We start from the raw sequence: 20430 nt of genomic DNA on the forward strand, positions 1-20430 counted from the left end.
CTCGAAGGGGACGCTTGTCAAAGTGCGTTCATTGTGGCGCGATGGTCGCCGCACGGGCCTGGGCAAAGGCGGCGGCCGCGCTGTCATGCAGGGCATGGCGGCCGGTGGCCACGCGCTGCACGCCGCCCACCCACAGGTCCCGCAGCGCACTGGTGCGGTGGCTGCCGAACACATGGGCCGACAGCAGCGACTCCACCGGCAGGCCGGCCAGCGCGATGTGCGACGGGTCCAGCGCCGCGAAATCGGCCTGCTGGCCCACTGACAGGCCGCCGATCGGCCGGCCCGAGGCCTGCGCCCCGCCCTGCACGGCCGCAAGCCACAGGGCGGAGCCCACCTGGGGCTGCGCGGCGCTGGCCAGCACGTTGCGCTGGCGCAGCGACAGGCGCTGGCTGTATTCCAGCGCCAGCAGTTCCTCGGCCGCATTCACGCAGGCATGGCTGTCCGAGCCCACGCCCCAGGCGCCGCCATGGCCCAACCAGCGCGGCATGTCGAAGATGCCGTCGCCCAGGTTGGCCTCGGTGGTGGGGCAGATGCCGGCCACGGCACCGGTGCGCGCGGCATCGGCATACTCCTGCGGCGTCATGTGCGTGGCATGCACCAGGCACCAGCGGGCGTCCACGGGCGCATTTTCCAAGAGCCACTGCACGGGGCGCTGGCCGCTCCAGGCCAGGCAGTCGTCCACCTCCTGGGTCTGCTCGGCAATGTGGATATGGATGGGCGCGCGCGCATCGATGGCGGTGAGCCCCTGCACGGCCGCGGCCAGGCTGTCAGGAGGAACTGCGCGCAGAGAATGCGGAGCCAATCCCAGGCCTGCACCCTGGGCCTTGGCCAGGGGCGACAGGCGCTCCAGCAGGGCCAGCATGTTGTCGGTGCTGCGGATGAAGCGCGCCTGGTCGGCACGCGGGGGCTTGGCACCAAAGCCGCTGGTCTGGTAGAGCACGGGCAGCAAGGTGATGCCAATGCCCGCATTGCGCGCCGCGCGCAGCAGCGCCAGCGACAGCGTGGCATCGTCGGCATAGGGCTGGCCATCGCGGTCGTGGTGCACGTAGTGGAATTCGCAGACCGAGGTGTAGCCCGCTTCGAGCATCTCCACATAGAGCCAGGTGGCGATGGCCTCCAGCGACTCGGGCGTGATCTGCGCCGCAAAGCGGTACATCAGGTTGCGCCAGCTCCAGAAGCTGTCCTGGCTTTCGCCGCGGTACTCGGTGAGCCCCGCGAAGGCGCGCTGGAAGGCGTGCGAATGCAGGTTGGGCATGCCCGGGATCACGGGGCCTGCGGCGCGGGGTGCGCTGCCGGCCACACTGCCCGGAGCCACCGAGAGCAGCTGGCCCGTGGCGTCCCATTGCAGCAGCACATCACGCGCCCAGCCACCGGGCAGCAGGGCGTGTTCGGCAAACAGCATGGTGTTCCCGCTCATGCGGCCACCTCCAGAATCACGGCCAGTGCGTCGGCGAAACGCGCGTTCTCCGCCTCCGTGCCGATGGAGACGCGGATAAAGGTTTCGAAGCCCGGCTCCTTCCAGGGCTTGGTGATGAGGCCCTGGGCCAGCAGGGCCTCGTTCACCGGGCCATTGGTCCGGCCGATGTCCAGGAACAGGAAGTTGGTGGCCGAGGGCGCGATGCGCACGCCCTGCAGGGCCTGCAGGCGCTGCACCAGCACGCCGCGCAGGCGCACCGTCTCGGCCACACCTTGGCGCATGAAGGCCTCGTCACCCCAGGCGGCCAGTGCCGCAGCCTGGGCCGCATGGTTCACGTTGAAGGGCGTGCGCACGCGGTCGAGCAACTGCACCAACGCCGCATCGCTGGCGAGGCCGTAGCCCACGCGCAAGCCCGCCAGGCCCCAGGCCTTGGAGAAGGTGCGCAGCACGATCCAGGGCATGGCACGGCCCTGCAGCTGGGCCAGCACGTCGGGGTAATCGGCCGCGTGGCAGGCGTACTCGTAGTAGGCCTCGTCCACCACCAGCAGCGTGTGCGCGGGCGTGGCCGCGAGCAGGCGCTCGAACTCCTGCGCCGTGAACATGCAGCCGACGGGGTTGGAGGGGTTGGCCAGCATGGCGATCTTGGGGCCGCGCGCCAGCGCTTCGCACCAGGCGTCCACGTCGAAGCCGAGTTCAGGCGTGAGCGCCAGCAGTTCGACCTGCGCGCCCATCATGCGCGGGTAGATCTCGTGCAGGCCGAAGGCCGGGCGCTGCGTGAGCACGCGGTCGCCTGGCGACAGGAAGGCCTGGCACAGCATCTGCAGGATGTCTTCGGAGCCATTGCCGACGACGGTGCATTCCGGTGCCACGCCCGTGCGTGCAGCGATGGCGGCGCGCAGCGCGGTGCAGTTGGCGTCGGGGTAGGTACCCACGCGCGCCGCCAGGTCCACCAGGGCACGGGCCACGGCGGGGCTGGCACCATAGGGATTCTCGTTGCTGGCCAGGCGCGCGATCTCGGTCACGCCGTAGCGCTGGCGCACGGCCTCGGACGACAGGCCGGCGTTGTAGGCGGGCAGCGGCGCCACTTCGGGGCGGGCCAGGGCCAGGGCGGCGGAAACAACAGCAGCGTTCATAGGTCGAATACCTTGCCGGGGTTCATGAGGTGAAGGGGATCGAGCGCCGCCTTGATGGCGCGCATGGCGGCCAGCTCGGCCGGGGTGCGGCTGGCGCCCAGATAGGGCTTCTTGTGCAGGCCGATGCCATGCTCGGCCGAGACGCTGCCGCCAAAGGCCGCCACCAGCGCATACACCAGTTCCTCGACCGCGCCCTCCTCCCCGTTCACGGTGGAGGCATCGGTGGACAGGTGCAGGTTGCCGTCGCCGATATGGCCGAAGAACACCGACAGGTGCCCGGGCCAGCGGGCAGTCAGCGCAGCACGGCACTCCTGCGCAAACCGGCCGATGTCGGCCTGCGGCAGGCTCACGTCGAAATTGATGGGCGGGTGCATGTTGGCGGGCAGCTCGGCCGTGGCCTCGCGGATCTTCCACAGCGCGCGGGCCTGGGCCTCGGACTGGGCTATGGCGGCGTCCACGGCTTCGCTGGCCTCCATGGCTTCGCCCAACACCTCTTCCAGCGCATCGCGCAGGCCGGCTTCGTCCTGCCCACCCACGTCGATGAGCGCGGCAAACGGGTACGGCGCCTCGAAAGGCTCTCGCAGCGTCTGCCAGCGCAGCGAGGCCTCGATGAAATCGCGCCACATGAGTTCGAAGGCCGACAGCGCGCCGGGAAAGCGCCCCTGCAGCCGGGCCAGCAGCGCCAGCGCCGCGTCGAAATCGGGCAGCGCCACCAGCGCTGTGGCCCGGGCGCGCGGCAAGGGCCGCAGGCGCAGCAGCGCGCGCGTGACCACGCCCAGCGTGCCCTCGGCGCCGATGAACCACTGCTTGAGGTCGTAGCCCGTGTTGTTCTTAAGCATGGGCCGCAGCATGGGCAGCACCGAGCCATCGGCCAGCACCACCTCCAGGCCCAGGACCTGTTCGCGCACCATGCCGTACTGCAGCACGCCGTTGCCGCCGGCATTGGTGGAGACGGCCCCGCCCACCTGGGCCGAACCGCGCGCACCGAAGTCCACACCGAACTGCAGGCCCACGGCGAGCGCGGCCTCCTGCACGGCCTGCACGGTGGCACCGGCCTGCACCGTGAGCATGGCCGAGCGTGCGTCCACCGCCTCGATGGCGTTCATGCGCTCCAGCGACAGGGCCACGCCGCTCGCACAGGGCACGGCCGCCCCGGCCAGCCCGGTCAGGCCACCCTGCGGTACCACGGGCACCCGGTGCGCATGGCACAGGCGCAGCAGGGCCGAGACTTCCTCGGTGCTGCGCGGGCGCACCAACGCCAGCGGGGGCACGGGGGCCGAGCCACTCCAGTCGGTGTGGTGGCGCTCTGGCACGGCATCGCCCACCTGCACGCGGTCGGCACCGAGTGCATCGACCAGCGCTGCCAGGAATTCGCTGTGGTTGGCCATGGCGTCAGCCCTGCTTCACGATGAGCCCCTGGCGCACGATGGTGCGCGCGGGCTTGTGGCCGAACCAGTAGGCCAGCTCCGCTGCCTCGGCAAACGGCCAGAGCACGAAATTGGCCGGCCGGCCCGATGCGATGAGGCCATGCGTGTCCTGCAGCCCCAGCGCACGCGCGGCATGCACGGTGATGCCGGCCAGCGCCTCGGGCACGGTCAGGCGGAACAAGGTGCAGGCCATGTTGGCCATGAGCAGCAGGCTCAAGGCAGGCGAGGTGCCGGGGTTGTGGTCGGTGGACACGGCCATGGGCACGCCGGCCTCGCGCAGCGCGGCGATGGGCGGCAGATGGGTGTCGCGCAGCGTGTAGTAGGCGCCGGGCAGCAGCACGGCCACGGTGCCCGCCTGCTTCATGGCATCGATGCCCTCTTGCGAGAGGTGCTCGATGTGGTCGCACGAGAGCGCGCCATAGCGTGCGGCCAGTGCAGAGCCCCCCATGTCCGACAGCTGCTCGGCATGCAGCTTGACGGGAATGCCCAGCCGCTGCGCGGCCTGGAACACCTGCTCCGTCTCGGCCAGCGTGAAGGCGATGCGTTCGCAGAACACATCCACCGCATCCACCAGGCCCTCGGCGGCCAGCGCGGGCAGCATCTCATTGCACACCAGATCGATGTAGTCCTGGCTGCGGCCCGCATACTCGGGCGGCAGCGCATGCGCGCCCAGGAAGGTGGTGCACACCGTTACGCCCAGCGCCTCGCCCAGGCGGCGCGCCACGCGCAGTTGCTTGCGTTCATGCTCCAGCGCCAGGCCGTAGCCCGACTTGATCTCGATGGCGCATACACCCTCGTCCAGCAGCGCCTGCAGGCGCGGCAGGGCCAGGGTAAAAAGTTCATCCTCGCTGGCTTCGCGCGTGGCGCGCACCGACGAGACGATGCCACCACCCGCCTTGGCCACCTCTTCGTAGGTAGCACCTGCCAGGCGCATGGCGAACTCGTTGGCACGCTGGCCGCCATAGACCAGGTGCGTATGGCAGTCCACCAGGCCGGGGGTGGCCAGGGCGCTCCGCGCGTTGAAGCGCGGCAGGGCATTCCAGGCCGCGGGCCAGGCCCCTTCCGGCCCCACCCATTGCACAGTGCCGCCCTGCACCACCACGCAGGTGGCCACGCCTTCGGGCACGGGCACATCGGGCACGCACAGGCCAGGGGCCGGGCGCAGGCCAATCCAGATGCCATCGGCAGAGGGATGGCTTTGAGGGGAGGGAATGGTGGTGGTTGTCATGGGCAAGCAGGTCAGTCGGAGGGTTCCATGTCCAGGTCGATCCAGGCCAGTGCGGGATCGGCATCCAAAGGTTCCAGCGCATTTTCGGCGGTGCCATCGCTCCACCACAGGCCCTGGCCAGGCTCCAGCACTTCCTCACCGCAGCGCCAGCGGCCGCGCAGCACCATGCACAGGCCGGCACGCGCGCGGCCGGCCACGCGCGCATGGCCGGTCACCTGCAGGCCGCCGTGCCAGCGGCCCCGGCGCACCATGAGGTTGAAGTCGGTCGAGGTGCCGCCCAGCATGGAGCAGTCCACCCGCACGTCGCCCTTGAAGGCCAGCGGCTGCCAAGGCTGGTCGAGGTCGTGGTCAAGCTGCCCATCGTCCGAGCGCAGGTGCACGCCATCGCCGTCGAGCAGCATGATCTGCCGGTCCACGCCCGGAAAGGCCGAGAACGGCCCCGGCGCGGCAATCGTGGCCACGCTCACGCGCCACTCGAAGCCATCCATGCCCGCGCCCTGCGGCCAGCAGGCCAGCTCGCGCGTGCTGCCGCCACCGTTCTTCCAGGGCACGCTGGGGGTGGAGGCCAGGTCAAAGAATTGCACCATGTTCAATACCCCCTTGCCGGAACAGCCAGCACAGAAACCATCGCTCTCATCGAAAAATCGCTCTCAGTCAATGCAATACCAATTGGCGCGAAATGCGCGCCGCGGCCACCACGGCCATGCGGATCAGGGCCTCTTCCTGGCCGCTGGCACGCACGATCGGTGCCATCAGCGTGATGGCACCCACGGACTGGCGCGAGGCACCGAACAGGGGCACGCTGCAGCCCCAGACGCCCGCGTCCACCTCGCCCGCACTCGTGGCAAAGCCGGCCTTGCGGATGGCATCGGTCTCCTGCTGCGCGGCCTGGCGCTCGGGCGTGCCCGCGCCCCACAACCCGTCGAGCACGGCGGAGCGCACGCCCTCGGGCAGGTGGGCCAGCACGCACTTGGCCGAAGCGCCCGCGCGCAGGGGCACGCTGCGCCCCTTCTCGAACGAGCAGCGCAGCGAATGCTGGCTTTCCACCATGTCCAGGCAGATGGCCTGGTCGTTCACGGCCACGATCAGGCCCACGCTTTCCTGCGACTGCTGGGCCAGGTCCACCATGTCGGGCCGGGCCTGGCGCACCAGGTGCGAGGCCAGATCGAAGCCCAGCGCGAGCTGCAGGCTCAGCGGCCCGGGCGCGTAGAAGCCATCGCTCTCCAGCACGAAGCCCCAGCGCTTGAGGCGCGCCAGCTGGCGGTACAGCGTGCTGCGCGCCAGGCCCGTGCGCTCCATGAGCTCGGCGGCAGACAGGGCCTTGCCCTGCTGGGCCAGCACGGCCAGCACCTGCAGCACGCGGTCGGCCGTGGGCACGGCCGCGGTGTTCGGTGGCGCACTGTGGGGCATGGTGTCGTCGCTCTTCGAGGGATCGATCAGCGCACCATGGGCAGCTTCAGGCCCTGCTTCTTGGCGGTAGCCACGGCCAGGTCGTAGCCGGCGTCGGCATGGCGCATCACGCCGCTGCCGCTGTCGTTGACCAGCACGCGCGCCAGGCGCTCGGCCGCGGCATCGGTGCCGTCGGCCACGATGACCATGCCCGAATGCTGCGAGTAGCCCATGCCCACGCCGCCGCCATGGTGCAGGCTGACCCAGGTGGCGCCGCCCGAGGTGTTGAGCAGCGCGTTGAGCAGCGGCCAGTCGCTCACGGCGTCGGTACCGTCCTTCATGCTTTCGGTTTCGCGGTTGGGGCTGGCCACGGAGCCCGTGTCCAGGTGGTCGCGGCCGATCACGATGGGGGCCTTGAGCTCGCCGTTTTTCACCATCTCGTTGAAGGCCAGGCCCGCCAGATGGCGCTCGCCCAGGCCCAGCCAGCAGATGCGCGCGGGCAGGCCCTGGAAGCTGATGCGCTCGCGCGCCATGTCCAGCCAGCGGTGCGTGTGCTTGTTGTTGGGGAACAGCTCCTTGATCTTGGCGTCGGTCTTGTAGATGTCTTCCGGATCACCCGAGAGCGCCACCCAGCGGAACGGGCCCTTGCCTTCGCAGAACAGGGGGCGGATGTAGGCCGGCACAAAGCCGGGGAAGTCGAAGGCGTTCTTCACGCCTTCGTCGAAGGCCACCTGGCGGATGTTGTTGCCGTAGTCCACCGTGGGAATGCCCATGGCCTGGAAGTCGAGCATGGCCTGCACGTGCACGGCGCAGCTCTTGGCGGCGGCGGCCTTCAAGGCAGCGTGGCGCGCCGGGTCCTTCATGGCGGCCTGCCACTCGGGCACGGTCCAGCCGCTGGGCAGGTAGCCGTTGACCAGGTCATGGGCCGAGGTCTGGTCGGTCACCAGGTCGGGCTTGATGCCGCCGGCCTTGGCACGGCGCACCAGCTCGGGCAGCACATCGGCCGCATTGCCCAGCAGGGCGATGGAGACGGCTTCCTTGCGCTCGGTGTGGTGCTGGATCAGGGCGATGGCGTCATCGATGTCCTTGGCCTGCTTGTCCACATAGCGCGTGCGCAGGCGGAAGTCGATGCTGCTTTGCTGGCACTCGATGTTGAGCGACACGGCGCCAGCCAGCGTAGCGGCCAGGGGCTGGGCGCCGCCCATGCCGCCCAGGCCGGCGGTCAGGATCCACTTGCCCGACAGGTCGTTGCCGTAGTGCTGGCGGCCGGCTTCGACAAAGGTCTCGAAGGTGCCCTGCACGATGCCCTGGCTGCCGATGTAGATCCAGCTGCCGGCCGTCATCTGGCCGTACATGAACAGGCCCTTCTGGTCCAGTTCGTTGAAATGCTCCCAGTTGGCCCACTTGGGGACCAGGTTGGAGTTGGCCAGCAGCACGCGCGGTGCGTTGGCGTGGGTCTTGAACACGCCCACGGGCTTGCCCGACTGCACGAGCAGGGTCTCGTCCTCGTTGAGGTCCTTGAGCGAGGCCAGGATCTGGTCGAAGCACTCCCAGTTGCGCGCAGCGCGGCCGATGCCGCCGTAGACCACCAGGTCCTGCGGGCGCTCGGCCACCTCGGGGTCCAGGTTGTTCTGGATCATGCGGTAGGCGGCTTCGGAGAGCCAGTTCTTGCAGGTGAGTTCGGCGCCGCGCGGCGCGCGGATCACGCGCGAGGCGTCGTGGCGGGGGTCGGCGGCAGAGGCAGCGGAGGCGGCAGCGATGATGGCGTCGTTGGCGTTCATGGTGATCTCCTGGTCAATGGGTGCGAAGAAAACGGAGGGATAGGGAAAAACTCAGATATGGCTGGGCAGGCACTGGGTCAGCGCCGTGGGCCAGGCCGATTCCAGCGCCCACAGGCGCATGGCTTCGATGTCGGGGGCCAGGTAGCGGTCCTGCTCCAGGAAGGCCACGCGCTGGCGGATGGCGGCGAGCTGCGCCTCGACCAGCGCCGAACTCTTGAGCCACGGGGTGGATGCAGCGCCCGGCGCGGGCACGCGCTCGAAGTCGATGCCCTGGGCCGCAGCCATGGCCTCGATGCCCACGATGACTGCGGTGTTGCGCACCATGTCGGCCAGGCGGCGCGCGCCGTAGGTGGCCATGGAGACATGGTCTTCCTGGTTGGCCGAGGTGGGCAGGCTGGTCACGCTGCTCGGGTGGGCCAGGCACTGGTTCTCGGCGGCGAGCGCGGCGGCCGTGACCTGGGCGATCATGAAGCCCGAGTTCACGCCGCTGTCGCGGATCAAAAAGGCCGGCAGGCCCGACAGGCCCGTATCGAGCAGCAGCGCCAGGCGGCGCTCGGAGATCGCGCCGATCTCGGACACCGCCAGCGCGATGATGTCGGCGGCAAAGGCCACCGGTTCGGCATGGAAGTTGCCGCCCGAGATCACCTCGCCCGTGTCGGTGAAGACCAGCGGGTTGTCCGACGCGGCATTGGCCTCGATGCGCAGCACGCGCGCGGCATGCGTGAGGTTGTCCAGGCAGGCGCCCATGACCTGGGGCACGCAGCGGATGGAATACGTGTCCTGCACGCGGCCGCAGTGGGGGTGCGAGGGGTCGATCTCGCTGCCTTCGAGCAGCGCGCGCACGGCGGCCGCCACGGCGATCTGCCCGGCCTGGCCACGCGCCTCATGGATGCGCGCGTCGAAAGGCTTGACCGAGCCCTTGATGGCTTCGAGCGACAGCGCGCCCGAGGTCAGGCCGGCGGCCAGCACGCTTTCGGCACCGAACAAACCGGCCAGCGCCAGCGCGGTGGAGACCTGGGTGCCGTTGAGCAGCGCCAGCCCTTCCTTGGGGCCCAGCACGAAGGGCGCCAGGCCCACGGCGGCCATGGCCTCACGGCCCGAGACCACCTTGCCATCGACCTTGGCCTGGCCCTCGCCGATCAGCACGCAGGCCAGGTGGGCCAGCGGCGCCAGGTCGCCCGAGGCGCCGACCGAGCCCTTGGCCGGGATCACGGGCAGCACGTCGGCATTGGCCAGGGCCAGCAGTGCATCGACCAGCGCGGGGCGCACGCCCGAGTGGCCGCGCGCCAGGCTCACGGCCTTGGTGGCCAGCACCATGCGCACCACCGGGTCGGGCAGCGCCTCGCCCGTGCCCACGCTGTGCGAGAGCACCAGGTTGCGCTGCAGCTCGGCCAGGCGGTCATGGGCGATTTTGGTGCTGGCCAGCTTGCCGAAACCGGTGTTGATGCCGTAGACCACCTGGTCCTCGTCGACGATGCGCTGCACCGTGGCTTCGGATTCCTGCATGCCGGCCAGGGCCGCAGGGTCGAGCGACAGGCGCAGGCCGCCGGCGCTCACGCGCCGCAGTTCGGCCAGGCTCACGTGGCCGGGGCGCAGCACCAGGGTGTTGGAGTTTGCAGTGGTCATTGGTTAGTCCTGTATATACAAGTTGGCACAAGCGAAAAAATGGAAGGCTGCCAGGGCAGACCTCACTCGAAAACGGGGTTGCCGTCCGCTCGGAAGCGGCTGCCCAATCGGTAGCGCGACGAGGGGTGCAGGCAGCGCACCATGGTCACGGGCACACCGCGGCTCCAGGTGCGCCGCGTGAGCAGCAGGCAGGGCTGGGCCGGGTCCATCTCCAGCAGCTGGGCCTGGTCGATGGTGGGCAGCACGGCGTCCACCACATGCTCGACCTGGTCGAAGGGCACGTTGCGCACCAGGAACTCGGAGGGCTGCAGCAGCGTGAAATCCTGCTGCGCGAACTGCGGCACGACACGCGGGTTCACATAGCGGTCTTCGAGCTGCACGGGCAGCCCGTCCTCCAGGTGCACGCAGACAGCGTGGAACACCGACTCGCCGGTGCGCATGTCCAGTGCTGCAGCCACTTCCATGGTGGCCGAGACGCGCTCCACCGTGAGCACCTTGCAGCGGTAGTCGTGCCCGCGCTGGCGGATCTCGCTGGCCAGGTTGGCGATCTGCAGCAGCGTGGACTGGGGCTTGTCCTCGGCCACGAAGCTGCCCACGCCGGCCACGCGCACGATGCGGCCCTGCTCGGCCAGCTCGCGCAGCGCGCGGTTCACGGTCATGCGCGACATGCCGAACTGGGTCACCAGGTCGTTCTCGGACGGCAGGCGGTCGCCGGCCTTCCAGGAGCCGTCCTGGATCTTGCGCGCGATGTGGTCCTTGATCTGCTGGTACAGCGCCAGCGCAGACGTTTCGGGCTGCACCGCGGGGGGCGGCGAAGCCTTGGAACGGGGTGCGCGGGCGGGGGAGGCAGCGGGCATGGTGAACGGTCGAATGGGCCGGCTCAGTGGGCGTCCGCGGCCATGGATTCGGCGCGGATCTCTTCCGTGAGGCGCGCCTTGAGGTCCATGAACTCGGGCGAGGTCTTGATCGTGTAGTGGCGCGGGTGCGGCAGGTCCACGGCCAGCTCGGTCTTGATGCGGCCCGGGCGCGCGCTGAACACGGCGACGCGGTTGGCCATGAAGATGGCTTCGTCGATGTCGTGGGTCACGAACATCACGGTCTTGCGCTCGGCCTCCCAAATGCCCAAGAGCAGCTCCTGCATGAGCACGCGGGTCTGGTTGTCCAGCGCACCGAAGGGCTCGTCCATGAGCAAAATCTTGGGGTCGTTGGCCAGCGCGCGGGCAATCGCCGTGCGCTGCTGCATGCCGCCCGACAGCTGCTTGGGAAAGTGCTGCTCGAAACCGCGCAGCCCCACCTTGGCGATGAAGTAGGCAGCGCGCTCCTTTTGCTGCGCCTCGGGCATGCCGCGCTCGCGCAGGCCGAAGCGGATGTTCTGCTCGATGGTGAGCCAGGGGAACAGCGTGTAGCTCTGGAACACCATGCCGCGGTCGGCGCCCGGCCCTTCCACGGGGCGGCCGCCCAGCAGCACGCGGCCCGAGGTGGGATGGTCGAGCCCGGCCACGATGCGCAGCATGGTCGACTTGCCGCAGCCCGAGGGGCCCAGGATGGTCACGAAGTCGTTCTCGGCGACATCGAAGTCCACGGGCAGCAGGGCCTGGGTGGTCTGCCCCTTGGGGCTGACGAAGGTGCGCGAGACACCTTGGATGGACAGCAGCGGGCTCATCGCAGGGCACTCCAGGCAAACAGACGGCGGTTGACGAATTTGAAGACGGTGTCCGACACCAGCCCGATGAGGCCGATGATGATGATGCCGAAGATGATCTGGCCGGTGTTGAGCAGCGCCTGGCTGTCGGTGATCATGTGGCCGATGCCCGAGGACGAGCCGATCAGCTCGGCCACGATCACGTAGGTCCAGGCCCAGCCCAGCACCAGGCGCAGGGTCTCGGCGATGTCGGGCGCGGCACCGGGGATCAGCACGCGGCGCACGATGCCCGTGGGGCTGGAGCCCAGCGTGTAGGCGGCCTCCACCAGGTCCTTGCGGGCATTGCCCACGATGACGGCCACCATCAGGATGATCTGGAACACCGAGCCGATGAAGATCACCAGCAGCTTTTGCAGCTCGCCCAGGCCCGCCCACAGGATGAGCAACGGAATGAAGGCCGAGGCCGGCAGGTAGCGGCAGAAGGACACGAAGGGTTCGAGGAAGGCCTCCACCCCCTTGTGCGCACCCATCGCAATGCCCAGGGGCACGGCGATGACCGCCGCCAGGATGAAGCCGCCCAGCACGCGCCACACGGTCATGCCGATGTCGTGCAGAAAGCCGAACTCGGTGAACAGCAGCCAGCCTTCCTTGGCCATGGTGATGGGGCTGGCCAGGAACGTGGGCGACACGAAGCCCCCCAACGTGAACACGGCCCAGACGGCGAAGAACAGGATGAAAAACGCCACTCCCAGGACCAGCCGCGTGCGGGTGCTCACAGGTTCTAGCGGGGCCAGGGCCCGGCGGCGCGGCCGCTCTGGCTCCAGCGAAGGTGCAACACCCATCACGCGACTCATGGTTCTATCCTTTGGTGGTTATGGCTTACTTGATGAAGCTGTCGTCGAACATCGCAGGGAAGTTCTCGGGCGCCTTGCGGATCACACCGGCTTCGAGCAGGATGGCACCTGCGTCCTTCATGAAGGCGCTGAGCTCACCCGCAAAGAACTTCTGGTTGGCCGCCTTGTCCTGCCAGCGCAGGAAGGCCGACGACTTGGCAAAGGCCTCGCCCGTCTGCTTGACGGCCGCGCCCATGATCTCGTTGGACTTGACGGGGTCGGCCTTGATCATCTCCAGCGCCTCGAAGTACGAGTTGGTCAGCGCCTGCGCGGCCTTGGCGTTGGCCTTGAGCCAGGTGGGGTCGCAGCCCACGGTGTCCATCACCATGGGGTAGTCGATGGTCGTGGCCAGGATCTTGCCAGCGGCGGGGTTGGCGCGCACGGTGGACAGGTAAGGCTCGTAGGTCATGGCACCGTCGTTCTGGCCCGACACGAAGGCCTGGGCGGCGGGCTGGGGTTCCAGCGAGACGATCTTCACATCCTTGAGGCTCATGCCGTTCTTGGACAGCATCCAGGCCAGGCCGAAGTACGGGGCCGTGCCCGGCGCGCTCACGCCGATGGACTTGCCCTTGAGGTCGGCGAAGCTCTTGACGTCGTTGCGCACGGCCAGGCCGTCGGCGCCGTAGGACTTGTCCATCTGGAAGATCTGCACGATGGGCACGCCGTTGGTGTTCCAGGCCACATGGGTCTCCACCGTGGTGGCCGCGCACTGGATGGCCTTGGAGGCCAGCGCCAGGTGGCGGTCCTTCTGGGGGATCATTTTCAGTTCCACGTCCAGACCGTTCTTCTTGAAGATGCCGGCCTTGTCTGCCAGCGTCAGCGGGGCAAAGCCCGTCCAGCCGGACATGCCCAGGGCAATCTTGGTTTCCTGGGCCTGGGCCGGTGCGGCCAGCCCCACCACACATGCAACCGCCGCTGCCAGCGACGCCATCTTCACAACCGTTCGGCTCATCATCAGCTCCTGTAGGGGAAAAAAGTACTTTTGTTCATCCGGAGGGAAGCAGGCCGTGCTTCCTGGTGCCGATGATGGTGGCTCTATCGTACCTGTCTATACAGGGTTAACGCTAGGAAACCGACCTCCAGGGCCCAAGAAACCGCCCCGCTTCCCGTCTCTTGGGAACGCCCGGAGGGCCATCCCATGGTCGGGCCCGCTCGGGGCGCTGGCCGGTGCTTCACCGGCCCGGGAATTTAGCAAATTGCGGGCCAGTACCGGCCCACCAATTTGCACCAGAAAGGTGCACGACAGGCCATCAGCCCAGCAGGGTGCGCGCAATGATGTTGCGCTGCACTTCCGAAGAACCCTCGTAGATGCGCAGGATGCGCGCATCGCGCACATAGCGCTCCAGCGGCATCTCGCGCGTGTAGCCATAACCGCCATGGATCTGCAGCGCCGCATCGGCGACAAAGCCCACCATCTCGGAGGCATGCAGCTTGGCCATGGCCGACTGCAGCGTGAAGGGCTGACCCGCCTGGCGCAACGCCAGGGCCTGCAGGGTCAGGCCCCAGGAAGCCTCCAGCCTGAGCTTCATGTCCGCCAGCATCCACTGCAGGCCCTGCTTGCCAGCGATGGGCTCGCCGCCGACCAGGCGCTCCTTCATCCAGCGCGTGGCGTCGGCGATCGCCGCCTCGGCAATGCCAAGGGCCGTGGCGGCCACGTCCAGGCGGCTGTTGTCCAGCACCTTCATCGCGATCTTGAAGCCCGAGCCCTCCGCGCCCAGCAGGTGGGCCGCCGGCACGCGCACGCCATCGAATGCGACCTCGAAGGCATGCGCGCCCTGGATGCCCATGAGCTTCTCGGGCGAAGACACGCTGATGCCCGGGGTGCCTGCCTCGACCACGAAGGCGCTCACGCCACGCGCCCCGGCCTCGGGGTCGGTCTTGGCAAAGACCACGAGGAACTGCGCCTCGCGGGCGTTGGAGATGAAGTGCTTGACGCCGTCGATACGGTAATGATTGCCCTCGCGCACGGCCCGCGTGCGCATGTCGGCCGGGTGCGAGCCACCGCGCGGCTCGGTGAGCGCAAAGCCCGCCAGCCATTCGCCGCTGGCCGCGCGCGGCAGAAAGCGCTGGTGCTGCTCGGCGCTGCCGCCGATGAGCAGCGCGTCGGTGCCCAGGTAGTGGGCGCCGATCATCGACGAGGTGGCCGCGCAGGCGCGCGATACCTCCACCAGCGACAGCAGCATGGCCGTGGGCGTGACACCGGCACCGCCCAGGTGCTCGGGCAGGTTCATGCCCATCACGCCCAGGGCGGCCAGTTGCGGCACATGGCAGGTGACGGACAGGCCCGCCTCGTCGATCTCGCGGGCGCGCGGCGCCAGCACCTCGCGGGCAAAGCGGGCCACGGCGTCGGCAACGCCCTGGTCCTCAGGGGTCACACCCAGACGGTGGTTGGTGGTCATGGCAAAAAGCTCCTTGGGATTCAATGGGATGGGACAGAGGCGGGCGCCGGGCCGAACAGCCCGGCCTCGCGCAACGCGGCCAGCCGCTCGCCGCCACAGTGCAGCAGCGCGGCCATGAGTTCATCGGTGTGCTCACCCAACGCAGGCGCGGGCTCGGCCCGATTGGGCGCCGCGCCGCCGAACTTGACGGGCTGGGTGGGCACGCGCAGGCCGGGCAGGCGCGGGTCGTGCACCTCGCACAGCAGGCCGCGCGCCCTGCCCTGCTCGGATTCGAGCGCCTGGGCCGTGGTCCACAGCGGGCCACCGGGCACGCCCGCCGCCTCCAACGCGGCCACCACCTCGGCCACCGGCCGTTGCCTGGCCCAGGCCTCGATGGCGGCGGCCAGCACGGGCTCGTTGGCATGGCGCAGTTCGTCGCTGGCAAAGCGCGCATCCGCAGCAAAGCCAGGCTGGCCGATAAGCTGTGCGAGCGCGGCGAACAGCTTGTGGTTGAGCACGGCCAGGGCGAAATGCCCGTCCTGCGCACGGTACACGCCGAACGGCGCCGAGAACGCATGCCGGTTGCCGCTGCGCCGCGGGCTCTGGCCGGTGAAGAGGTAGCGGCCTACACCGGTGACGAGAAAGGCCAGCGTGGCATCGAACATGGCCACATCCACATGCTGGCCCAATCCGGTGCGGCGCTGCTGCAGCAGCGCGGCCAGCGTGGCCCACGATGCGAACAGGCCGGCAATCACATCGGACACGGCCTCGCCCACCATGGTGGGTGCACCACCCGGCTCGCCCGTGGACTCCATCAGCCCGCTCATGGCCTGCACGATGATGTCGTAGGCCGGCAGGTGGGCCAGCGGCCCGGTCTGGCCAAAGCCCGACACGCTCACATAGACCAGCCTCGGGTTTACGCGGCGCAGCGCCTCGGGCCCCACGCCCAGGCGCTCGGCCACGCCAGGGCGGAAGTTCTCCACCACCACGTCGGCCGTGGCGGCCAGGGCGGCGATGGCCTGCGCGGCACCGGGGTGCTTGAGGTCGAGCACCAGGCTCTTCTTGTTGCGGTTGAGCGCCGTGAACAGGCTGCTCATGCCCTCGCGCATGGGGCCGATGTGGCGGTAGTCGTCGCCCGTGGGCGGTTCGACCTTGATGACCTCGGCGCCCAGGTCGGCCAGCAGCGCCGTGGACAGCGGGCCCGCGAGCACGCGGCTGAAGTCGAGGATGCGCACGCCGTCGAGCGGGCGGGTGGTTGCGGTCATCGCAGGGATCTCCATGGAAGTAGGCAAGAGCCCCCATGGTTGCCCATCTCTGCATCAAAATAAAATATTCAATCTTGATGCAATGGATCAACCATCTTGATCAATATCAGCCTGCGCCAGCTCGAATACTTTGTGGCCGCGGCCCAGCACGGCGGGGCCGCGCGGGCCGCGCACGCGCTCAGCGTGTCGCAGCCCTCCATCTCCAAGGCGATTGCCGACCTGGAATCGCTGTGGAACGAGGTGCTCTTCGTGCGCCGCCACGCGCGGGGCCTGGACCTCACGGCCGCGGGCCGGCAGCGCCAGCGCGAGGCCCAGGCGCTGCTGGAGAAGGCGCGCGCGCTCGAAGGCCCGCGGCGCGAGGAAGAGGCCGGCCTGCTGCGCGTGGGCTGCCTCGCCACCCTGGCGCCGCGCTACCTGCCCGAGATCCTGGTGCGCATGCGCGCCAGGCACCCGCTGGTGGAGATCGAAGTGCACGAGGCCGACACCGAGACGCTGGTGCAGCAGTTGGAGCGCGGGGCCCTGGACACCGCACTGCTCTACGACCTGGGCCTGGCGCGCGCCGTGCGCCTGGAGGCCGTCACCTCCTTCGTGCCCTATGCGCTGCTGCCAGCAGGCCATGCGCTGGCGGCACGCAGCAGCCTCGCGCTGTCCACGCTGGCGCAGGAACCCTTCATCCTGATCAACCTGCCGCACAGCCGCGAGTATTTCCTTTCGCTGTTTCGCCAGGCCGGCGTGGCGCCGCGCATCGCGCACGAGACACCGTCGATCGAGATGGTGCGCTCGCTGGTGGCCAATGGCCTGGGGGTGTCGCTGCTCACCACACGGCCGGTGCGCGACTGGAGCTACGACGGCAAGCGCGTGGCCTGCCGGCGCCTGCGCGGGCCGCTTACCCCGCAGTCGGTGGTATTGGCCACGCCCGGTCAACAGGGGCACGAGAACCCACGCTCGGCGCTGTTCGCGCGCATCGCCAAGGCTGCCTTCGCCCAGCAGCGCGATGCCATGACCGCGCCGGGATCGGCCTCCCGGTAGTTCAGCCCTTGGTGGGTGCCACCTGTGCAGGCTCGGCCGGCAGGGTAATGCGCACCGACAGACCCGGCGAGGCATTGCGCAGCTCGAACTGCCCGCCATGCGCCTGCGCCACCAGGCGGCACAGGTACAGGCCCAGGCCCACGCCGCCGGTGGCACGCTGGCGCGCCACGTCGGGCCGGTAGAAGGCCTGCGCCATGCGCGCCAGGTGCTCGGGCGGCACGCCGGGGCCATGGTCGCGCACCTCGAGTTCCACCCCCGTGGGGTTGCTGCGCAGGTGCAGCTCGGGTGGCAATGCCGTGGCCTCGCAGTGGCGCAGGCTGTTGTCCAGCAGGTTGCGCAGCACCAGGCGTAGGCGCCCGCGGTCCAGCGCCAGCACGGGCAGGGCCGGGTCGGCGATGACCACGATGTCGCCGGCGCAGTCGTGCCGCGCCTCCAGCTCGGTGATCACCTCGCGCGCCAGTTCGGGCAGGTTGGTCGGCTCGCGGTGCAGGGCCGCGTGCCGGCCCGCCAGGCGCTCGCTCTCCAGCAGGTCGGAGATCAGGTGCGCCATCTCGCCCAGGTCGCGCATCAGCGCATCGCGCTGGGGCACGACATCGGGGTTCTCGGGCAGCAGCTCGGTGTTCAGGCGGGCGCGCGTGAGCGGGCTGCGCAGCTCATGGCTCATGGCCAGCAACAGGGCGCGCTTGGCCTCCAGCATCTGGTGGATGTCCTCGCCCATGGTGTTGATGGTGGCCGCCAGCTGGCCCAGCTCATCGGGCCGGTGGGCGTGGCGCACGGGAATGGGCTCGCCAAAATCCCCCTCACCGAAACGCCGGGCCCCGCGGCGGATGTCGTCGAGCGGGCGCAGCAGGTGGCGCACATAGACATACGACAGCCCGGTGAGCAGCAGCAGCACCGACAGCGTGACCCACGCCACCCGGGGCTTTTGCTCCCAGGTCATGGCGTTCAGGCCGAATTCGATGAAGTGGCCATCGGCCGTGGTGCGCTGCAGCAGGCGGTGGCCCTCGTCACCATCGTCGAGCCAGCGCTCCTTGGGGTTGCGCGGGTTGCGGTCGCGCATCCAGTCCGGGCGCTGGATGTCGGGGTGCGAGACCCAGTTCACGGTGGGGCCCTCGATGCGCAGGTGGATGGGCAGGCGCTGCACGATGGCCTGGGCGCGCTCCACGCTCGGCGGGGTACCGATCTCGCCGGTCAGGCGGTCCACATAGTCCATGAGCAGCGGCCGCGCCGCCTCGCGCCAGCCGACCGACAAGGCCTTTTGCACCCCACCCACGAAGGTGATGGTGGTCATGCAGGCCAGCACCAGGAACAGCAGCACCAGGCGGATGCGCAGCGAGTGCCCGACCGCATCGCGTGCGCGCCGGTGCCAGGGACAGGGCTGGCCATCCTCGCCATGGTGGCGATGGTGGTGGCGCCACCAGCCCCGCCGCCCGCCTGGAGGCGGCGATGCGCCAGTCACATCAGCGGCGCCGCGTTGCTGCCCCCAGCGCCTCATGGTGCTGCCTTTCTCAGGGCCAGCGAATAGCCCGCGTTGCGCAGCGTCTTGATGCAGTCGAGCGGCTCGAGCTTCTTGCGCAGGCGGCTGACCACGATGTCCACCGCACGGGTGTAGAGCTCGGCCTCGTGGCCGCGCAGCTGGTTCAGGATGTCGTCGCGGCTGAACACGCGGCCCGGCTCGCGCGCCAGCAGATGCAAAAGATCAAACTCGGTGCCGGTCAGCTCCACCGCCACGCCCTGGCGCAGCACGCTGCGGCGCGCGGCGTCGATGTGCAGGCCCTCGAACTCCAGCGGCCCCTGGCCCTGCCCATGGCCCGGCCCGTCGCTGCGCCGCCGGCGCAGCACCGTCTGCAAGCGCGCAACCAATTCGCGCGGTTCGAACGGCTTGGGCAGGTAATCGTCGGCACCCAGCTCCAGCCCCACCACCCGGTCCATCACGTCGCCGCGCGCGGTGAGCATGACAATGGGCAGGTCCCCCTGCTTGCGGATGGTGCGGCACAGTTCGAAGCCGTCCATCTCGGGCAGCATCACGTCCAGGATGGCGGCATCAAAGCCGCCCGCCGAGAGCTGTGCCAGCCCCTCGCTGGGCCTGAGGGCATGCGTGAGCTCCAGCTCGAAGCGCTGGAAATAGACCGCCAGCGGAGGGCCGAGCTGGGCGTCGTCATCGATGAGCAGGATCCGGTGCATGGCCGATTCTAAGAAGGTCAGCTGTCCAGGGCACCGCCCAGGGCGCGGTGGCGCACGATCAGCTGGCGCAGGCGGTGCTTGGCGCCGGTGTGCAGGGCGTCGAAGCGGTCGGCCGCATCGAGCAAGGCGGGCAGCGTCAGGGCCGCGTGCTCGGGCTGCCGCGCCAGCAGGCCCATGGCATGCTCGCGGTCGAACCGGGGGCCCCAGACCAGCGACATCAGTTCGTCGTGGGGGTCCGGCAGGCCCGCCAGCAATTGGGGGCCATGCAGGCGCACGCGCTCGGTCAGCGTGTGGATGGGTTGCAGTGCAGGGGACATGCGTGGCTCCCTGCGCTCAGCCGCGGGACATCCAACCGCCACCGTGGCGGCCGCGCCGGTCCATCATCTCGCGCACCTTCTGCTGCTGCGCGGGGTTCAGGCTGTCGTAGAAATCGGCCATGGCCGCGATCACCTCAGGGCTGGCGGTCTGCACGGCGCGGGTCTTCTCTTCCATCAGGGCCTGGGCGCGTGCGCGGTCGAATTTCTCGCCCGCGACAATGGCCTTCGCCTCGGCGCGCGGGTCGGGCGTCTTGCCCTTGAACGCGGCACGCTGGGCCTGCAGGGTATCGGCCAGGGCATTGAGCTTGGCCTTTTGCGCGTCATCGAGGTCCAGCTTGCTGCTCACCCGGTTGACGACCTTGCCGCGGATCTCGGCGATCTTCTCGGGGCCCATCTCGCCGCGGTGGTGGCCGCCTGCGCACGCGGTCAGACCGCCCAGGACGATGGTGGCGCCGAACACGCCGGCCAGGGTTTTTTGGATCCAGGGTTTCATGGTGCAGTCCTTTCATGGACGGTGTTGAACATGGGTCTTATGGTGCGCCTGGGCGGGTTTGGGGGGGTCTCGGGGCAGTTTCGGTTTATTTCAGAATGTATCTATGGGACTCCCCCCCGTGCTTTCCGTGCCTGCTGCATGCTTTTGCCGAGGGCGGGAGCCGGGATGTGCGCCCGGCGGCGCACCTACTTTCTTTTTGCGCAAAAAGAAAGTAGGCAAAGAAACAGC

At 69.1% G+C, this 20430-nt stretch carries 19 protein-coding genes; 1 reads left to right on the forward strand and 18 read right to left on the reverse strand.

Features of this window, described 5'->3' with window-relative positions; genetic code table 11:
* Positions 1–28: 28 nt before the first annotated feature.
* The 14 genes from AC3WOH_RS23920 to AC3WOH_RS23985 all read right to left on the reverse strand — a co-directional run bounded on the left by AC3WOH_RS23920 (position 29) and on the right by AC3WOH_RS23985 (position 16179).
* Positions 29–1417, reverse strand: a complete 1389-nt coding sequence (locus AC3WOH_RS23920) for a formimidoylglutamate deiminase (RefSeq protein WP_492231824.1) — start codon at positions 1415–1417, stop codon at positions 29–31.
* Positions 1414–2550, reverse strand: coding sequence for a histidinol-phosphate transaminase (locus AC3WOH_RS23925; RefSeq protein ID WP_492231825.1), 1137 nt, complete (start codon positions 2548–2550; stop codon positions 1414–1416). The genes AC3WOH_RS23920 and AC3WOH_RS23925 overlap by 4 nt, the downstream gene beginning before the upstream one ends.
* Positions 2547–3938, reverse strand: coding sequence for an FAD-binding oxidoreductase (locus AC3WOH_RS23930; RefSeq protein ID WP_492231826.1), 1392 nt, complete (start codon positions 3936–3938; stop codon positions 2547–2549). The genes AC3WOH_RS23925 and AC3WOH_RS23930 overlap by 4 nt, the downstream gene beginning before the upstream one ends.
* A gap of 4 nt (positions 3939–3942) precedes the next feature.
* Positions 3943–5205 (reverse strand): imidazolonepropionase, encoded by a 1263-nt coding sequence (gene hutI / locus AC3WOH_RS23935; protein ID WP_492231827.1) that lies wholly within the window; start codon positions 5203–5205, stop codon positions 3943–3945.
* Positions 5206–5216: 11 nt separating this feature from the next.
* Positions 5217–5792 carry a HutD/Ves family protein gene (locus AC3WOH_RS23940; RefSeq protein WP_492231828.1) on the reverse strand — a complete coding sequence of 192 codons (576 nt, stop codon included), beginning with the start codon at positions 5790–5792 and terminating at the stop codon, positions 5217–5219.
* Between the two features lie 67 nt (positions 5793–5859).
* Positions 5860–6615 carry an IclR family transcriptional regulator gene (locus tag AC3WOH_RS23945; protein WP_492231829.1) on the reverse strand — a complete coding sequence of 252 codons (756 nt, stop codon included), beginning with the start codon at positions 6613–6615 and terminating at the stop codon, positions 5860–5862.
* Between the two features lie 26 nt (positions 6616–6641).
* The gene (gene hutU / locus AC3WOH_RS23950; RefSeq protein WP_492231830.1) at positions 6642–8375 is read right to left on the reverse strand and encodes a urocanate hydratase; all 1734 of its coding nucleotides are present in this window, start codon (positions 8373–8375) and stop codon (positions 6642–6644) included.
* A gap of 51 nt (positions 8376–8426) precedes the next feature.
* Positions 8427–10001 carry a histidine ammonia-lyase gene (gene hutH, locus AC3WOH_RS23955; protein ID WP_492231831.1) on the reverse strand — a complete coding sequence of 525 codons (1575 nt, stop codon included), beginning with the start codon at positions 9999–10001 and terminating at the stop codon, positions 8427–8429.
* Between the two features lie 62 nt (positions 10002–10063).
* On the reverse strand, positions 10064–10858 hold the full coding sequence (hutC, locus tag AC3WOH_RS23960) for a histidine utilization transcriptional repressor HutC (protein WP_492231832.1): 795 nt from the start codon (positions 10856–10858) through the stop codon (positions 10064–10066).
* 23 nt (positions 10859–10881) lie between these two features.
* Positions 10882–11664 (reverse strand): ABC transporter ATP-binding protein, encoded by a 783-nt coding sequence (locus AC3WOH_RS23965; RefSeq protein ID WP_184863833.1) that lies wholly within the window; start codon positions 11662–11664, stop codon positions 10882–10884.
* On the reverse strand, positions 11661–12497 hold the full coding sequence (locus AC3WOH_RS23970) for an ABC transporter permease (protein ID WP_184863835.1): 837 nt from the start codon (positions 12495–12497) through the stop codon (positions 11661–11663). Before AC3WOH_RS23970 ends, AC3WOH_RS23965 begins: the two co-directional genes overlap by 4 nt.
* Positions 12498–12522: 25 nt before the next feature.
* The gene (locus AC3WOH_RS23975; protein ID WP_184863837.1) at positions 12523–13488 is read right to left on the reverse strand and encodes an ABC transporter substrate-binding protein; all 966 of its coding nucleotides are present in this window, start codon (positions 13486–13488) and stop codon (positions 12523–12525) included.
* Positions 13489–13786: 298 nt separating this feature from the next.
* Positions 13787–14935 carry an acyl-CoA dehydrogenase family protein gene (locus tag AC3WOH_RS23980; RefSeq protein WP_492231833.1) on the reverse strand — a complete coding sequence of 383 codons (1149 nt, stop codon included), beginning with the start codon at positions 14933–14935 and terminating at the stop codon, positions 13787–13789.
* A 20-nt stretch (positions 14936–14955) separates the two neighbouring features.
* Complete coding sequence (locus AC3WOH_RS23985; RefSeq protein WP_492231834.1) at positions 14956–16179, reverse strand: CaiB/BaiF CoA transferase family protein; 1224 nt, start codon at positions 16177–16179, stop codon at positions 14956–14958.
* 96 nt (positions 16180–16275) lie between these two features.
* Here AC3WOH_RS23985 and AC3WOH_RS23990 point away from each other — a divergent pair, with 96 nt between their 5' ends.
* Positions 16276–17208 carry a LysR substrate-binding domain-containing protein gene (locus tag AC3WOH_RS23990; protein WP_492231835.1) on the forward strand — a complete coding sequence of 311 codons (933 nt, stop codon included), beginning with the start codon at positions 16276–16278 and terminating at the stop codon, positions 17206–17208.
* Position 17209: 1 nt separating this feature from the next.
* Here AC3WOH_RS23990 and AC3WOH_RS23995 read toward each other — a convergent pair whose 3' ends face one another.
* The 4 genes from AC3WOH_RS23995 to AC3WOH_RS24010 are packed head-to-tail and all read right to left on the reverse strand — an operon-like array spanning position 17210 to position 20202.
* Positions 17210–18703: a HAMP domain-containing sensor histidine kinase gene (locus AC3WOH_RS23995; protein ID WP_492231836.1), complete on the reverse strand. Its 1494-nt coding sequence runs from the start codon at positions 18701–18703 to the stop codon at positions 17210–17212.
* Entirely contained in the window at positions 18700–19392 is a 693-nt protein-coding gene (locus tag AC3WOH_RS24000; RefSeq protein ID WP_184863847.1) for a response regulator transcription factor, read from the reverse strand. Before AC3WOH_RS24000 ends, AC3WOH_RS23995 begins: the two co-directional genes overlap by 4 nt.
* A gap of 17 nt (positions 19393–19409) precedes the next feature.
* Positions 19410–19709, reverse strand: coding sequence for a hypothetical protein (locus tag AC3WOH_RS24005; protein ID WP_184863849.1), 300 nt, complete (start codon positions 19707–19709; stop codon positions 19410–19412).
* A 16-nt stretch (positions 19710–19725) separates the two neighbouring features.
* On the reverse strand, positions 19726–20202 hold the full coding sequence (locus tag AC3WOH_RS24010; protein ID WP_492231837.1) for a Spy/CpxP family protein refolding chaperone: 477 nt from the start codon (positions 20200–20202) through the stop codon (positions 19726–19728).
* Positions 20203–20430: the final 228 nt, after the last annotated feature.

The sequence above is a fragment of the Acidovorax sp. FW305-C-20-28 genome (assembly GCF_058783375.1).